Annotated in this window: 11 protein-coding genes and 1 pseudogene; 3 read left to right on the forward strand and 9 right to left on the reverse strand. The window is 63.8% G+C overall.

Annotated elements, in window-relative coordinates:
• Positions 1-124 precede the first annotated feature (124 nt).
• Positions 125-1,708, forward strand: coding sequence for an alpha-amylase family glycosyl hydrolase (locus HYN69_RS00955; RefSeq protein WP_108434091.1), 1,584 nt, complete (start codon positions 125-127; stop codon positions 1,706-1,708).
• Here the strand turns inward: HYN69_RS00955 and HYN69_RS00960 are convergent.
• The 8 genes from HYN69_RS00960 to HYN69_RS00995 all read right to left on the reverse strand — a co-directional run bounded on the left by HYN69_RS00960 (position 1,705) and on the right by HYN69_RS00995 (position 11,214).
• Positions 1,705-3,609, reverse strand: coding sequence for a beta-galactosidase (locus tag HYN69_RS00960; RefSeq protein ID WP_108434092.1), 1,905 nt, complete (start codon positions 3,607-3,609; stop codon positions 1,705-1,707). The two genes, HYN69_RS00955 and HYN69_RS00960, sit on opposite strands and share 4 nt — an antisense overlap.
• The gene (locus HYN69_RS00965) at positions 3,606-4,463 is read right to left on the reverse strand and encodes an SMP-30/gluconolactonase/LRE family protein (RefSeq protein WP_108434093.1); all 858 of its coding nucleotides are present in this window, start codon (positions 4,461-4,463) and stop codon (positions 3,606-3,608) included. Before HYN69_RS00965 ends, HYN69_RS00960 begins: the two co-directional genes overlap by 4 nt.
• Positions 4,460-5,077: a 2-dehydro-3-deoxy-6-phosphogalactonate aldolase gene (locus tag HYN69_RS00970; protein ID WP_108434094.1), complete on the reverse strand. Its 618-nt coding sequence runs from the start codon at positions 5,075-5,077 to the stop codon at positions 4,460-4,462. Before HYN69_RS00970 ends, HYN69_RS00965 begins: the two co-directional genes overlap by 4 nt.
• Positions 5,074-5,967 (reverse strand): 2-dehydro-3-deoxygalactonokinase, encoded by an 894-nt coding sequence (locus HYN69_RS00975; protein WP_108434095.1) that lies wholly within the window; start codon positions 5,965-5,967, stop codon positions 5,074-5,076. The genes HYN69_RS00970 and HYN69_RS00975 overlap by 4 nt, the downstream gene beginning before the upstream one ends.
• A gap of 89 nt (positions 5,968-6,056) precedes the next feature.
• A complete protein-coding gene (locus tag HYN69_RS00980) occupies positions 6,057-8,120 on the reverse strand; it encodes an alpha-galactosidase (RefSeq protein WP_108434096.1) in 2,064 nt (687 codons plus the stop codon).
• Positions 8,117-8,962, reverse strand: coding sequence for a carbohydrate ABC transporter permease (locus HYN69_RS00985; protein ID WP_108434097.1), 846 nt, complete (start codon positions 8,960-8,962; stop codon positions 8,117-8,119). The genes HYN69_RS00980 and HYN69_RS00985 overlap by 4 nt, the downstream gene beginning before the upstream one ends.
• A 3-nt stretch (positions 8,963-8,965) precedes the next feature.
• The gene (locus HYN69_RS00990; protein ID WP_108434098.1) at positions 8,966-9,892 is read right to left on the reverse strand and encodes a carbohydrate ABC transporter permease; all 927 of its coding nucleotides are present in this window, start codon (positions 9,890-9,892) and stop codon (positions 8,966-8,968) included.
• Between the two features lie 68 nt (positions 9,893-9,960).
• Positions 9,961-11,214 carry an ABC transporter substrate-binding protein gene (locus HYN69_RS00995; protein WP_108434099.1) on the reverse strand — a complete coding sequence of 418 codons (1,254 nt, stop codon included), beginning with the start codon at positions 11,212-11,214 and terminating at the stop codon, positions 9,961-9,963.
• Positions 11,215-11,320: 106 nt separating this feature from the next.
• Here HYN69_RS00995 and HYN69_RS01000 point away from each other — a divergent pair, with 106 nt between their 5' ends.
• Both HYN69_RS01000 and HYN69_RS01005 read left to right on the forward strand, forming a co-directional pair.
• Positions 11,321-12,103, forward strand: coding sequence for an IclR family transcriptional regulator (locus tag HYN69_RS01000; protein WP_108434100.1), 783 nt, complete (start codon positions 11,321-11,323; stop codon positions 12,101-12,103).
• 16 nt (positions 12,104-12,119) lie between these two features.
• Positions 12,120-13,172: an ABC transporter ATP-binding protein gene (locus tag HYN69_RS01005; RefSeq protein WP_108434101.1), complete on the forward strand. Its 1,053-nt coding sequence runs from the start codon at positions 12,120-12,122 to the stop codon at positions 13,170-13,172.
• Here the strand turns inward: HYN69_RS01005 and pbpC are convergent.
• Positions 13,169-15,213: pseudogene (gene pbpC, locus HYN69_RS01010) on the reverse strand (penicillin-binding protein 1C). The gene HYN69_RS01005 and the pseudogene pbpC sit on opposite strands and share 4 nt — an antisense overlap.
• Position 15,214 lies beyond the last annotated feature (1 nt).

A 15,214-nucleotide genomic window follows, 5' to 3' on the forward strand; every position in this document is an offset into this window, starting at 1 on the left:
AACGTTAAATTGTTGCCATATCAATCACAGGCGCGGGACGCCTTGCTTGGTTCTGCAACAGGTACTTGCCCTGATGCGGCCAGACTGGCTAACGCAGGCTGTGGCGTAGCGACAAGGGACGGACATGGCACGGGATTGGTGGCGCGGCGCGGTAACCTATCAGGTCTATCCACGGTCCTTTCAGGATTCGGGTGGCGATGGCATCGGCGACTTGCGCGGCATCACCTCGCGCCTGCAATATATCGCCGATCTTGGCGTCGATTGCATCTGGCTCAGCCCGTTCTTCACGTCGCCCATGCTCGACATGGGGTATGACGTGTCGGATTATTGCAACGTCGATCCGGTCTTTGGCACGTTGGCCGATTTTGACAGGCTGTTGGCATCGGCGCATGGGCTGGGGCTGAAAGTGATCGTCGATCAGGTGCAATCGCATTCGTCCGACCAGCACCCGTTCTTTCAGGAAAGCCGCCAGAACCGCACCAACGCGAAAGCCGATTGGTATGTCTGGGCCGATCCGAAACCCGATGGAACCCCGCCGACAAACTGGCTTTCGGTCTTTGGCGGCACGGCATGGCAATGGGACGCACGCAGAAAGCAGTATTACCTGCACAACTTCCTGTCCCAACAGCCGGACTTCAATTTCCACAATCCTGCCGTGCAGGATTGGGCGCTGGGCAACATGCGCTTCTGGCTGGACCGCGGGCTTGACGGTTTCCGCTTCGACACGGTCAATTATTTCTTCCACGATCAGGCGCTGCGCGACAACCCCGCCGATCCCCGCGAAAAGGAACAGGCCGAGGGCAACCCCTACGGGATGCAATACCACCTTTACGACAAGAACCGCCCCGAAAACCTGTTGTGGATGGAGCGGATCCGCGCCCTGCTCGACGAATACGGCGCCGCATCGGTGGGCGAGATGGGCGAGAGCCACCACGCCATCCGGATGATGGGCGAATACACCGCGCCGGGGCGGCTGCATCAGTGCTACTCGTTCGAGCTGATGGGCTATGACTACACGCCCGATTTCTTTCGCCGCAAGCTTTCCGAGTTTTTCGAGGGCGCGCCTGATGGTTGGCCGATGTGGGCTTTTTCCAACCACGATGTGGTGCGGCACGTCAGCCGTTGGGCAAAGTATGGTGCAACGTCAGACGCTCTGGCGAAACAGGCTGCGGCGTTGCTTTTGTCTTTCGAAGGGTCGGTTTGCCTGTGGCAGGGCGAGGAGTTGGGCCAGACCGATACCGAACTTGCCTTTGACGAATTGACCGATCCGCAAGGCATCAACTTTTGGCCAGAACCCGTGGGGCGCGACAACACGCGCACGCCGATGGTCTGGGACGGGTCTGGATACGGCGGCTTCAGCACCGCTCGCCCATGGCTGCCGGTCAAGCCACCGCAGCTTGCGCGCAATGTGGCAAGCCAGCAGGGCGTGGCGGGTTCGGTGCTGGAATTCTACCGCCAGATGCTGGCGTTTCGCCGTGATAGCGCGGCCCTGCGGTCGGGACGGACGCGGTTTTTTGACCTGCCCGACCCGGTTCTGGGCTTTGTGCGGGGCAACGGGTTGGGCTGTTTCTTCAACCTCTCAGCCCAAACGGTCAGTGTTGCGGTTGAGGGCTTGGGCGATCCCATCGGTCCTTCGCTTGCAGCAAAGACCGATGGCACGACCCTGACGCTCGGCCCGAATGGCGTCGCCTTTGCCCAGATCGGCTAGTCCAGCTTTTCCCAGTAGACTCCGGCTGCCGGTATCGTCACCTCGCCGCGTTCGACCGGAACGGCGTTGTAGTTGAACCAGAAGCGGTGCGTTCCGCTGTCGCGGCGGCGCAAGCCTTCGGGCAAGGGGTCGACCAGAATGCCCCGTGCATCGCAAAGCGTGGTCAGGATGCGGTCAAGCGCCGTCTCGTCCGGCCAGCCGGCCAGATAGTGCAGCCCACCGGCAGCGACAAGCGCGGGCCAGCCGTCGGTGCTGCGTTCTACGACCGTGCCTTCGGTTTCCAACTTTTCACGCCAATGCAGGAAGTTGCCGCCAAGGTCCAAGGGAACCGGAACATCTGGCGGCAGGCTTTCGACCCGCGCCACGGTCGCGGCCAATCCGGGCAGGTTCGGCGGCAGCGGAACGGGCGTCGCGAATTCGACGGTCTTGGCGTTGCTGCGCGGGCCGACCAGCGAAGCCCCGTTGTGACGGGCAAGCGCGTTCAGCAGCGGTGCTGACAGGGTGGCAATCCCCGGTGCCAGAACCAGTTTGTAATTGCCAAGATCGCCGCAATCGGGGGGTAGAATGTCGATGTTCAGCCCAAGCCGCCGCAAGCCGCGGTAAAAGGAAAAGGCCAGACGGAAGTAATCGAAATCCTGCCCCTGCGGCTGGGTCTGCCATGCCCAAGCCGAGGCATAGTCGAACACCAGCGCCACATCGGCGCGGGCGGCATCGACATCGGGCATCGCGGCCAGTTCCTTTGCCACCTCGCCCGCCTCGTGGAAGGCCTGCGCCGGGGCACTGTCGGGGCGCAAAAGACCCGCGTGCATCTGCTCCTGTGCAAAGGGGGCCTGCCGCCAGCGGAAATAGCACACCGCCTCGGCCCCATGGGCAAAGGCCTCCCACGCCCAAAGCCGGGCCATTCCGGGCAAGGGGTCGGCGTTCCACGGTGCCCAGTTTACCGGCCCCGGTTGCTGCTCCATGATCCACCAGCGCCCGCGCCCGACAGCGCGGTAAAGGTCGTGGTGGAAGGCCTGAAAATCCGGGTCGCCCTGCCGAACGAAGCGGCGCTTGTGTTCGGGCGTGACCTCCAGACGGTCCGACAGGAACCCGAGCGGATAGGCATCCCATGACGCGATATCGAGGTCAGCACCTGTAGCGAAATGGTCGAATTCCGTGATCCGCCCCATGTAGTTATGCGCGATCGGTGCATCGGAAAACTTGCGGATGATGTCGGTTTGCAATCGGTTGTAACCCACCACCTCGTCCGAGGCGAAGCGGCGGAAGGCCATGACATGGGCGGGGTTCGCTTCGGTCACGGTCAGGTTCGGCAGGCCGATGTCATCAAAACTGGAGTATTCCATCGACCAGAAGATGTTGCCCCATGCACGGTTCAACGCCTCGGTCGACTGGTAGCGTTGGGCGAGCCAATCGCGGAACGCCTTTAGCGCGGCGTCAGAATAGGACAGCACCGTATCGTGGCAGCCGTACTCGTTGTCGGTCTGCCATGCAGCGATGTGGGGATTGCGACCGTAGCGTTCCGCAAGCGCGGTCACGATGCGGGCCGATTCGTGGCGATACCCGCGGTGGGAAAAACAGTAATGCCGCCGCGACCCGAAGCCCCGCGTGCGGCCTTGGGCATCGACGGCCAGCATGTCGGGGTGCCTGTCGAGCATCCAGCGCGGCGGCGTAGCGGTGGGCGTGCCCAGAACCACCTTCAACCCTGCCGCGCCCAGCGTTTCTATGGCGCGGTCAAGCCAAGCCCAGTCATAGCGCCCCGGAACCGGTTCGATCCTGCTCCACGCGAATTCGCCGATCCGCACCCATGTCAGGCCCAGTTCGGCCATGCGGGCGGCATCTTCGGCCCATTGGGCTTCGGGCCAATGTTCGGGATAGTAGCAGACGCCAAGCGTGCGTTTCATAAGATGACCCTTGGTTCGGGAAGGCCTGCGGCAATGTCGGGCAGCGCAAAGGTCTGGCCTGACAACGGCGCACGGACAAGTGCCGCCGCGTCCATGTGCTCGCGGGCGGTGGTGACGAAAAGCGTTGTGAAATCCGGCCCGCCAAAGGCCGGACAGGACGTTTGTGGCGCATCGACGAGCACGGCGCGCAGGAATTCACCGGCCGGCGAATAGCAGGCGACCCGCCCCGCGCCCCATTGTGCGCTCCACAGATTGCCCGCAGCATCGACTGTTGCGCCATCGGGGAAAAGCCCCTCGGCGGCCAGATCGACGAAGAGTTCCGGATCGCCCGAAGGCCAGCCGTCGGCGTCCAGCGCCACGCGGTTGATCTTTTGCATTACCGTATCGGCGAAATAGGCGGTGCGCCCATCCGGTGCGAAACAGATCGAATTCGGAATTGTCAGCCCGCCGAACAATTTCCGCAATTCGCCCCGATACCAGCGGTAGATCGACCCTGCGCCCGGATCATCACCACCCCGCTTGCCCATCGTGCCGATCCAGAACCCGCCCTGACGGTCGGCGCGGCCATCGTTGGACCGGGTGCGCGGATTGCCCGGTTCGAGTTCGACCAGCGTTTCGATCTCTTCGCTTTCCAGTTCGAACAGGAAAAGATCGCGCTCGCCCGCGATCAGCAGGTGGTCGCGAGTCACCCAACCGGCGGCTGACACCAGTTCGACAAAGCTCCACGTCTGCGGCCCCTCGCGGCCGACCGTGTGCAGCTTCTTGCCAAGGATGTCGAACCAGAACAGTTGGCGGCGTTCGGGGTGCCACAGCGCACCTTCGCCCAGTTCGCAGGGGCGCGGGTCGTAAATCATGCCAAGGCCCCTTTGGCGGCGTCATAGGCTGCGACGATCTTTGCGGCGCGGACCGCGACCTCGGCTGCCGACAGGCCCGGTGTGTAGAGCGCTGTCCCGATGCCAAAACCATCTGCGCCAGCCTTGATCCATTGACCAAAATTGTCGGCCCCCGCGCCGCCCACGGCATAGACCTGCGTGGCCTTGGGCAGGACCGCCCGTATCGCCTTGACCCCGTCAGGCCCGATCAGCGAGGCGGGGAAGATCTTCAGCCCGTCCGCCCCTGCCTTGAGGGCGGCGAAACATTCGGTCGGCGTCATCACGCCGGGCCATGACGAAAGCCCCATCGCCTTGGTCGCCGAAATCACTTCGGGGTCCATGTTGGGCGAGACGATGAGCGTGCCACCGGCCTCGGCCACGGCGCGCAGGTCTTGCAGGGTCAGCACTGTTCCCGCGCCGATTTGTGCATGGGCAGACACGTCGCGCGCCATGGCGGCGATTGATGACAGCGGGTCAGGGCTGTTCAGGGGCACTTCGATGCGGGTGATGCCCGCCGCGATCAGCGCATGGGCCACGGGCAGCGCATCGGGCGGAGTGATGCCGCGCAGGATGGCGATGATGTTGCGATGGGTCATGCTGTCACCTGTGCGCGGGCTGCGGTTAGTCCGGCCAAAGTGGCGTCTGTGGCCGGAACAAGGCGGGGGCTTGCGCCTTGGGTCACAAGGGCGCGGGCGTAGGACTTTGCCAAGGCCTCCGAGCCGACGATGGCCACCTCTTGCCCCAGCCAGAAGGGTTTCGACGCGGCCAGTTCCACACCGATCAGCAGGCCGGAAAGCCGCGCGCGTGCGGCGCCAGCATCAAGGCCCGCAATCAAGCCTTCGGCGCGCAACCCGAACAGCTTGGCTCCAATCCGCTCGGGGCGCGACAGGGTGTCGGACAGGGCCGTATCAAACGCAGCGTCGTCCCAGTCGCCCCCTGTCATGCCATGGCGCAAGACCGATTGGGTTGAAAGCAGGGCGAACAATTCTCCGGTCATGAAGGTCTGGAAACTGACCACCTCGCCCGCCGAGACGTGGACCCATTTCGAATGCGTTCCCGGCAGGCAGATCACACCGTCAAAACCCGGGTTCAAAGCAAGCACTCCGGCAATCTGGGTTTCTTCGCCGCGCATGACGTCGGCCGGTTTTGCCTGCTTCAGGCCGGGTATCAGGCGCACTGCAATACGCGTGTCGCGGGACGGGGCGGTGACAAGGCTTGCAGAATCCAGCGGAGTGCAGGGCGTGGCGCGGTAGGGCGCTTCGAACCAGCCCTGACGGCTGCCGACCATGCCGCAGGCGATGACCTCGGTCCGATCCGCCGTCAGCCAAGGCGTGATCAGCCGCAGCAGGGCCGGTTCGAACCCGTCGCGGTCAAGGCTGCCCATCCCGTCATCTGACGCGGCATGGGCAAGGATGCCGCCCTGTCCCATCGCCCAGGCCCGCAGGTTCGACGTTCCCCAATCGACTGCGATCCAGTCTGTTTTCATGTCCGGTATTCCTGCTATCCTTGCGGCACCGTCTTGGGCCGAAGGTCTGATATTTCAGCAAAACCATATGGTTGTTGCATTCTGCGCCATCACAACCGTCGCCCCTCGACCACCCAGACCGACCCCGGCCATGCCACCGGAAGCAAGATGCCGCAGGTCATGAGCGTCTGGCCCGTCAGCGTCAAGTCCTGCGATTTCAATGCGTTCGGGCCACGGCTTTGGCGCGGTGCGTCGGCGCGGTTCAGCAAGTGAACGCTGTAACGCGCTTCGGGGTCCAGACCCGTCAGCCGCAGCGGGCGGGGAAGGATCTGGCTGCTGGTGCTTTCCTGCCCGCAAAACAGCACGAAACGGCTGGAATCGGCCGAAATCTGCATTTCAGAGATGGTGGCGGGGTCGTCACTGTCGAGGCGGAGGATGGTGCCGCGGGTCATCCAGTCGCGGTTGGCTTTCCACCAAGCCGTTATATTCGTGAGGGTTTTTTCTTCATCAGGCGTCAATTCGCGCAGGTCCATCTCGAACCCAAGATGCCGCTGGGCGGCGACCCAGGCGCGGGTGGACATGGGCAGAACGCGGCCCGAGGTGTGGCAATGGCGTGGCCCGACATGGCTGCCGGTGACGGCAAGCGGCAGGAACAGCGCCGCATCATGTTGAATTCGCAGCCTTTCCAGCGCGTCGTTGCTGTCGGAAAGCCAGACGCGCTGGGTGTGCGCCAAGATGCCTGCATCGATCCGCCCCCCGCCCGAGGCGCAGCTTTCGATCTCGACCAAGGGGTGCGCGTGGCGCAGGGCGGTGAGCAATTCGTAAATGCCGTGGGTCTGGTCGGCGTCGACTACGGGGAGAAGGCGGTTGTGGTCCCATTTTATGTAATCGATGGGGTATTGGGTCAAAAGTGCGGAAATCGAGTGGAACAGATGTTCGCGCACCTGTGGCAGGGCGAGGTTCAAAACCATTTGATTCCGGCCAGTTACCTGATCCTGCGGGCCAAGCATCCAGTCGGGATGGGCGCGCATCAGGTCGCTGTCGGGGTTTACCATTTCGGGTTCGAACCACAATCCGAACGACATGCACAACCGATGCACAGATTCGATCAGCGGCGTTAACCCTTTGGGCCATTTTCGTTCATCCACCCACCAGTCGCCAAGACTGGTCGTGTCATCGTCGCGGCGGCCGAACCAGCCGTCATCCAGCACGAAGCGTTCGGCCCCGATGGCAGCGGCGCGTTCGGCGATGGCAGTCAGGTCAGGCAGGTGGTGGTTGAAATAGACCGCCTCCCAGCAGTTGTAATGCACGGGGCGGGGGCGGGCGGGATCGGGCCACTTCACCACGCGGTCGCGGATATCGTGCTGGAAGGTGGCGCCGATGCCGTTCAGGCCAGCGGTCGAGACGGTGGCGATAAGTTCGGCGGATTCGAAGCGGGTGGCGGGCCGTGTTTCCGCGCCTGTCGCATGGCCGAACTGGACCTGACGGCGACCGTCGGGCAATTCCTCGGCCAGCATGCGATGCCCGCCGGACCATGCGTAATGCAGGGCGTGGGCGGTGCCGCCTGTGTTGGTGCAGCCATTTCCGGCAAAGATGACATAGGGCGGGTGTTCGTGACCCGACCGGCCCGTGCGGCTTTCGCGCATGCGGATGCCAGCCGACCACGGCGTGCGGTTCAGGTGGAATTCGCTGATCCATTTGCCGTGGATATCGATGATATCGCCCTGCTGCGGGGCGGGCAGGACCGGGGCGGCCAGCCATTGGACGCGGACGGGGTGATCGGCGGTCAGCACGGTTTGCAGGGTGATGACACCGGTGGGTTGTGCTGTGAGGTGATGGGCAAGCGCCATGCCTGCGCTGCGCGAATGCAGAACCAGCGAGGTCGGGCTGACCTCGGCGCGGTCAAAGGTGAACTGCGGGTGCAGCGGCGTGCCGTCTTGGGCCTGCACGACAAGGCCGGGTTGTCCGGCAAAGGCGCGGCCCGATTCGGGTGTTAGCGTCACGGGGGCGAGCGAGTCGAGCATCCCGCCCGTAAGGTCGTTCTGCGCCGACAGGGCGAGTTGGCCGAGGTCTTCGCTAACGGGCAGGCACGGGCCCCAATAGGTGACGGCGGGGATACCGCCGGAAGTCGTCAGGGCGATGGTCTGATCGCCCGCATCGATACGCCAGTTCATTTGACGGCCCCGAGGGTAAGGCCTGCGATGAAGTGCTTTTGCATGAGGAAAAACATCAGGACAGGCGGCAGGGCGGCAAGGATCGAGCCTGCCGAGACGAGGTGCCATTGCGCGATCCACTGGCCGTTCAGCGACGACAGGCCCGCCGTGATGGGCTGGCTGTCGACGCCTTGGGTCAGCACGGTGGCCCAGAAAAAGTCGTTCCAGATGAAAGTGAAGACCAGCACCGACAGCGCCGCGATGGCGGGGCGCATCAGGGGCAGGACGATGAACCAGAAAATGCGCCATTCCGCGACGCCCTCGACGCGGGCGGCTTCGATCAGCTCATACGGCAGGGCCTTGATGAAGTTCCGCATGAAGAGGGTGCAAAAACCGGTCTGGAAGGCGATGTGGAACAGCGCAAGCCCATACCACGTGTCATACATGCCCAGTTGCAGCGTCATGTCGCGCACGGGGACCATCAGGATCTGGAACGGCACGAAATTGCCCGCCACGAACATGAAGAACACAAGGATGTTGGAGCGGAAGTTGTAGACTGCCAGTGCAAAGCCCGTCATCAGCGACAGGCTGACCGCGCCGATCACCGTGGGAATGGTGACCCAGAGCGAGTTGACCATGTATTGGCCGATGGGCGTTTCGGTGAAGATGAAGACGTAGTTTTCCCATGCGATGCCCGAGGGCATGCCGAAATAGTTTCCCATGGCAAGGTCGGAGGCGGGGCGCAGCGAGGTGAGCGCCACGCCGAGCAGCGGGAAAAGCCAGATGATCAGGGCAAGGGGCAGGGCGATTGCATAGACCCATTGCGCGGCGGGCGAGGATTGCCGGATGGGACGGGGGAACATGGATCAACGCTCCGTTTCGTCGCGCCACATCTTCCAGATGAAGCCCGAGATGAAGATCATCATGATCGCAAACAGCACCACGGCGATGGCCGCGCCATAGCCCATACGGTAGCCGTATTCGCCCAAGGCCATTTCGAACATGTAATAGGACAGCACGCGGGACGACCCGAAGGGGCCGCCGTTTGTCATGATCGACACGAGGTCGAAGGAGCGCAACGCGCCGATCACGGTGACGATGACGGCGATGAAGGTCGCGGGGCGCAGTTGCGGCAGAACGACATACCACAGCATGCGCCAGCCCTTGGCCCCGTCAAGCCGCGCGGCCTCGATCTGGTCGGGGGCGACGTTGTTCAGGCCGGTGAGATAGAGGATCATCACATAGGCGATCTGCGGCCAGAGGCCTGCGGCGATGATGCCATAGGTGACAAGGTCGGGGTCGGCGAGGATGGCGGTGCCGGTGCCAGTGACGGATTCCGTCAGCAGATAGAACAGCCCGAAATTCGGCGCGTAGAACCATGCGAAGATCAGGCCGACGACGACCTGGCTGATGACGAAGGGAAAGAAGAACAGCGATTTGTAAAGCCGGATACCCGTGACTGTCTGGTTCAGGAAGATCGCGATGAACAGGCCGATGGGCAGGGCGGCCATGTAAAGGACCAGCCATTTGAGGTTGTTCCAGAGCGAGGTTTCAAAGGCGGGGTCGGTCATCAGTTCGGAGTAGTTGCCGATGCCGACGAAGGTGCCGGTGAACTGGCCGTCCTTGTTGTAAAGGCCGTTCCAGTCATAGAAGGAAAGCGTGACGCTCTGGACGATGGGCCAAAGCACGTAGACGGTGAACATGAACAGGCCGGGGGCGAGAAAGAGCCAAGGCGCGATCGTGCGCTGGTTCCATTTCCGCGGGCTGCGCTGGATCGGGGACGCGGCGGTCATGTCTGTTCCCATCGTCGCTAGGTGCAAAAACGGGCGCCCCCGATGACAGGGGCGCCCGTGGTATCAGATCACTGCGGATAGATGCGCAGACGGGTCTGTTCCAGACGCTCGAGGATCTCGTCGAGCTTTTCGGGCTGGACGAGGAACTGCTGGAAGCCTTCCATGCCTGCCTTGGCGTATTCGGCATCCGCGTCGCGGTCCCAGAACTGGGCGATGCCGCCCGTCGCGGTGGACAGCGCCTGGAAACCGGCCGTCAGGAACGGATCGGCGGCATCGACGGTCGAGTTCTTGTTGGTCGGCAGCTGGCCCACGGCGCCGTTCCATTTCGACTGCGCGTCAGCACTGGCGATGAAGGCCAGCAGCTTTTTCGCATCGTCGGGGTTCTTTGCACCGCTGGTGAGGTGGACCGTGTCGGTCGGGGCTTCTTCGGCACGGGCGACACCGGCGGTGATTTCCGGGAAGACCATGAAGCCGAGGTTGTCATTGGTCATGCCGCCTTCCTTGAAGACGCCGACGGCGAAGTTGCCCATGACATAGTTGGCGGCCTTGCCCTGCACGAACAGGGCTGCGGCATCCTGCCAGTCGATCGCGGCGTGGTTGGCGGTGACGTAGGGTTGCAGCTTGCCGAGGTTGTCGAACACGGCGCGCGCTTCGGGCGAGGTCCACGACACCTTGCCTGCGGCGAGGTCGCTGTGGAACTGGTAGCCGTTGGTGCGCAGCGAGATGTAGTCGAAGATACCCGCGACCGGCCAAAGCGCGCTGGAGCCGGTGGTCACGCAGTCGATGCCTGCGGCCTTGAATTTTTCGCAGTTGGCAAGGAACTGGTCCCAGGTCACGCCGCCATCGCCCGGCAGGTCGACGCCTGCGGCTTTGTAGGCGTCGCGGTTATAATAGATGCCCCACTGGTAATAGGTATAGGGGACGGCATACTGCTTGCCGTCGATCGTCGAGGACGGGACCGACGAGGCGAGCGCATCGGTCAGGCCGTTGTCGGCCCAGACATCCGAGATGTCGGCGAAAAGGCCGGCCTCGACAAAGGGACGCATCCGGTTCGCAGCATACCAGTTCGCCAGATCGGGCGCATCGGCGGTCAGGAAGTTGCGGATCGCGTTCTTGTAGGCTTCGTGGTCGAAGTTGGTCAGCTGGACGTCGATCTCGGGGTTTGCGGCCTCGAAATCGGCGATCAGGGCTTCGGCAGCCGCGAGCGGGATCGGGTCGTAGTCGGCATTCCATGTGACGACGCGCTTGTCTTGCGCCATTGCCGTGGTTGCCATGAGCAACGCAGCGGACAGGGCGAGCGTGCCCTTTGCGAAACGGACCATTGGTTTCCTCCCTTTTGGTTCCATTATGTGAAACTTAGTTTTGAATATTGAAAACTATGCGGATGATCCGCTACTATGTCAACAGCAGAGCGAAAGGCTGGGGGTCATGGGCGCGGATCAGGGGGACGGAACGGTCGGCAAGGCGCTGGATGTCCTCGACATGGTCGCGGGTGCCGGGCGTCCGGTGCGGTTCACCGAATTGCTCGAACAATCGGCCTATCCCAAGGCCACGCTTTACCGGCTTTTGCAGACCCTGACGCATCAGGGGATGCTGGCTTATGATCCCGACCGGCAGACCTATTCGCTGGGCGTGCGGCTTGTCAGGCTGGCGCATGCGGCTTGGGCGACATCGTCGCTTGCGCCGATTGCGCGGCCCTATCTTGATGAATTGTCAGGCGAAACCGGCGAGACGATTCACCTTGCACAGATGGACAACGGGCAGGTGTTGTATGTCGACAAGCGCAACGCCCTGAAGCCGGTCGAGATGTTTGCGCAGGCGGGCAAGGTTGGCCCCGCCTATTGCACCGGGGTGGGCAAGGCGATGCTGGCGTTCCTGCCGGACGAGGCGGTCGAGCGGGTGATCCAGCGGCAGAGTTTTCACAGTTTCACGGCGCAGACCTTGGACAGCCCCGAAAAGCTGTGGGCCGAACTGCGGGCGATTCGCAGCCGTGGCTATGCCTTTGACCGCGAGGAGCACGAGCCGGGAATCATTTGCTGTGCGGCGCCGATCCTGACCAAGGCGGGAAGGGTGATTGGCGCCTTGTCGGTGACATCGACGACGGCGCGAACGACGATTGCCGCCTTGGGCGCAGTATCGGGACGGATCAGGGAGACGGCGGCAAAGATCGCGGCCGAGGCGGAAAGCTGGCGCTTTCCGGAACAGGGTTAAACGGGAGGGGACGGACATGACAGGCGTTACTTTGCAGAATGTCGTCAAGCGTTACGGCGATGCACAGGTGATCCACGGGGTCGATCTGACGGTCGAGGACGGAGAGTTCTGCGTGTTCGTCGGCCCTTCGGGATGCGGAAAAAGCACGCTGTTGCGGATGGTTGCGGGTTTGGAGGAAACGACCGGCGGGGCCATCCGCATCGGCGCGCGTGATGTGACCCATGCCGATCCGTCCGAGCGGGGCGTGGCGATGGTGTTCCAGACCTATGCGCTTTACCCGCATATGACGGTGGCCGAAAACATGGGGTTCGGGCTGAAGATGACCGGCCATCCCAAGGCCGAGATTGCCACCAAGGTGGCGGAAGCGGCGCGGATTTTGAAGCTGGAAGACTATCTTGGCCGCAAGCCCAAGGCGCTTTCGGGCGGGCAGCGGCAGCGGGTCGCGATCGGGCGGGCGATTGTGCGGGGGCCGGAGGTGTTTTTGTTCGACGAGCCTTTGTCGAACCTCGACGCCGAGTTGCGGGTGGAAATGCGGGTCGAGATTGCCCGTCTGCACCGCGAGATCGGGGCGACGATGATCTATGTGACGCATGATCAGGTGGAAGCCATGACGCTGGCCGACAAGATCGTGGTGTTGCGTAAGGGCAAAGTCGAGCAGGTCGGCAAGCCTTTGGAATTGTATCACAATCCGGACAACCGCTTTGTGGCCGGTTTCATCGGGTCGCCTGCGATGAACTTTGTTTCCGGCGTGGCGGGTGACGGTGGTGTGGCTGCGGCGGGTCTGGGCGGCACGGTTGCGGCGGGGGTGCGGTTGCCTGCATCGGGCAAGGTGACGGTGGGGCTGCGGCCGCAGCATCTGCGGGTGGTCGAGGCCGCGACGCATCGCGTCGACATGACCGAGGCTTTGGGCGGGGTCAGCTATATCCACCTGACCGCGCCGACCGGCGAGAAGCTGGTGATCGAGGCAAAGGGCGATGTGATTCCCGCCGCAGGGTCTATGGCGGGAATCGCGTTTGACGCCACGGACGCGCTGTTCTTCGACGAGGCGTCGGGCCTGCGGCTGCGCTAGCGCAGGCGGATCGTGGTGCGGGCCGAGCGGCCTGTGGCGTCGATCACCGAAAGGGTCGTGAAACCCTTTGATTGCAGGGGCAAAAGCGCCTCGCGCGTGGTTTGCCCCGTGGTGACGGGGCGGCCATCGACCAGCCACGAATAGGGCGCGGTGCCGCCTTCGACCCGTGCGAGCAGGCCTTGGGGGAGGGGTTCGAGTTCGGCCCCCTGTGGCGGGAAGGCGATGCTGGGCGCATCGGCGGCTGGCGCGAAGGCGGCTTGGCGTGAGCGGAAACGTTGCAAGGGTGGCGGGAGTTGCGCGTTGGCGACAAGCAGGGTTTCGGGTGGTGGCGGCGGTTGCGGGGTCAGGTCGGGCTTGAGGCGGGCGAAGGCCTGGAACAGGACGGGGGCGGCGAGGTCGGCGCCGAAGGCCCCCGGGACGGGGGTGCCGTCGGGGCGGCCTAGCCAGATGCCGATGACGTGGCGGCCGTCGTAGCCGATGGCCCAGGCGTCGCGGTGGCCGTAGCTGGTGCCGGTCTTGTAGGCGAGGCGGTTGGCGGGGGCGCCTGCGGGGGGTGCCAATCCGGTAAGGATATCAGTGACTTGCCACGCCGAGGCGCGGGATATGACGCGGGTTTCGGTTTTTGCTACGGTGGCGCAATCCTGCCAGCGCAGGGCGCGGGACATACCGCCATTTGCGATGGTGGCGTAAAGGCCCACCATATCTTGTAATGTCACGCCGATGCCGCCCAAGGCGATGGCAAGGCCCGGTTTGCCGGGGGGCAGGCGGTAGCGGACGTTCGATTGGTCGAGGGCGGAGAGAAGTTTTTCGGGACCTAGCGCGTCGGTCAGTTCTACCACGGGGATGTTAAGGGATTGTTGCAGGGCGTCGCGCATGCGGATCGTGCCGTGGAATTGGCGGTCGAAGTTCTGCGGGGCATAGGTGCCGAAGCGGACGGGGCGGTCTTCGATCAGGGTTTCGGGATGACCCAGGCCAGCGTCGAAGGCAAGGGCATAAACCATTGGTTTCAAAGTAGAACCGGGGGATCGCAGGGCGCGGGTCATATCGACGAAACCGGCCCGCGCATCGGCCTGAAAGGCGGCGGAACCGACCGAGGCGAGGATTTCGCCGGTCGTGTGGTCGGCGGCGACGATGGCGACCTGCACGCGGTCGCCCAGCCCGCGCAGCGTGTCGGCGGCGAGGGTTTCGAGCGCTGTTTGCAAGGATGCGTCGATGCACAGGTGATGCACGCTTTTTGCGCGGTCCGTTAAGACTGCGTTATCCGAAAGATGCGGGGCATGGGCGGGGAAGGGTTGGCGGGTGGTGGGGATCGCCTCGCGCTGCGCGGCCTTGGCTTGGTCGGGGGACAGGATGCCGGCCGACACGGCGCGGGCAAGGACGCGGTCGCGCCCTGCGGCGGCGGCGTCGGGGGCGCGGTCGGGGCGGCGGCGTTCGGGGCTTTGCGGCAGGGCGATGAGCAGGGCGGCCTGGGCGGGCGTGAGGCGCTTGGGGTCTTTGCCGAACCATGTGCGGGTCGCGGCGCGCAGGCCTTCGACATTGCCGCCGTAAGGGGCGAGTTGCAGGTAGAGGGTCAGGATCTGTTCTTTGGTCAGCCGCCGTTCGAGGGCGAGGGCCACGCGCATCTGGCGGAGCTTGCCGGAAAGCTGGCCGGTGGTGCCCTCTTCAGCCAAGCGGGCGACCTGCATGGTGAGGGTGGAACCGCCGGAGATGACGTGGCCGTTCCATGCGGCTTGCAACGTGGCGCGGATCAGGGCGCGGGGGTCGATGCCCGAATGGGTGGGGAAGCGGCGGTCTTCGTAAGCCATGAGCATGGCGAGGAAGGTGGGGTCGGTTTCGGCCACGGTGAGCGGCAGGCGCCAGCGGCCATCGGCCACGGTATAGGCGCGCAAAAGCTGGCCCGTGCGGTCGAGGACGAGGGTGGAGGTCTCAACCGAGAGGGGGGCAGGGCGGTGGCGTCGATCCATGCGTCAAAGCTGTCGCGGGCTGTGGCGGCGAGGAACAGCCCCGCCGCCAGTAACAGCGCGTGCCTTGCGCGGATCATT

Origin of the sequence: Gemmobacter aquarius (genome assembly GCF_003060865.1) — a bacterium.
In the GTDB taxonomy this organism is placed as follows: Bacteria; Pseudomonadota; Alphaproteobacteria; order Rhodobacterales; family Rhodobacteraceae; genus Paragemmobacter; species Paragemmobacter aquarius.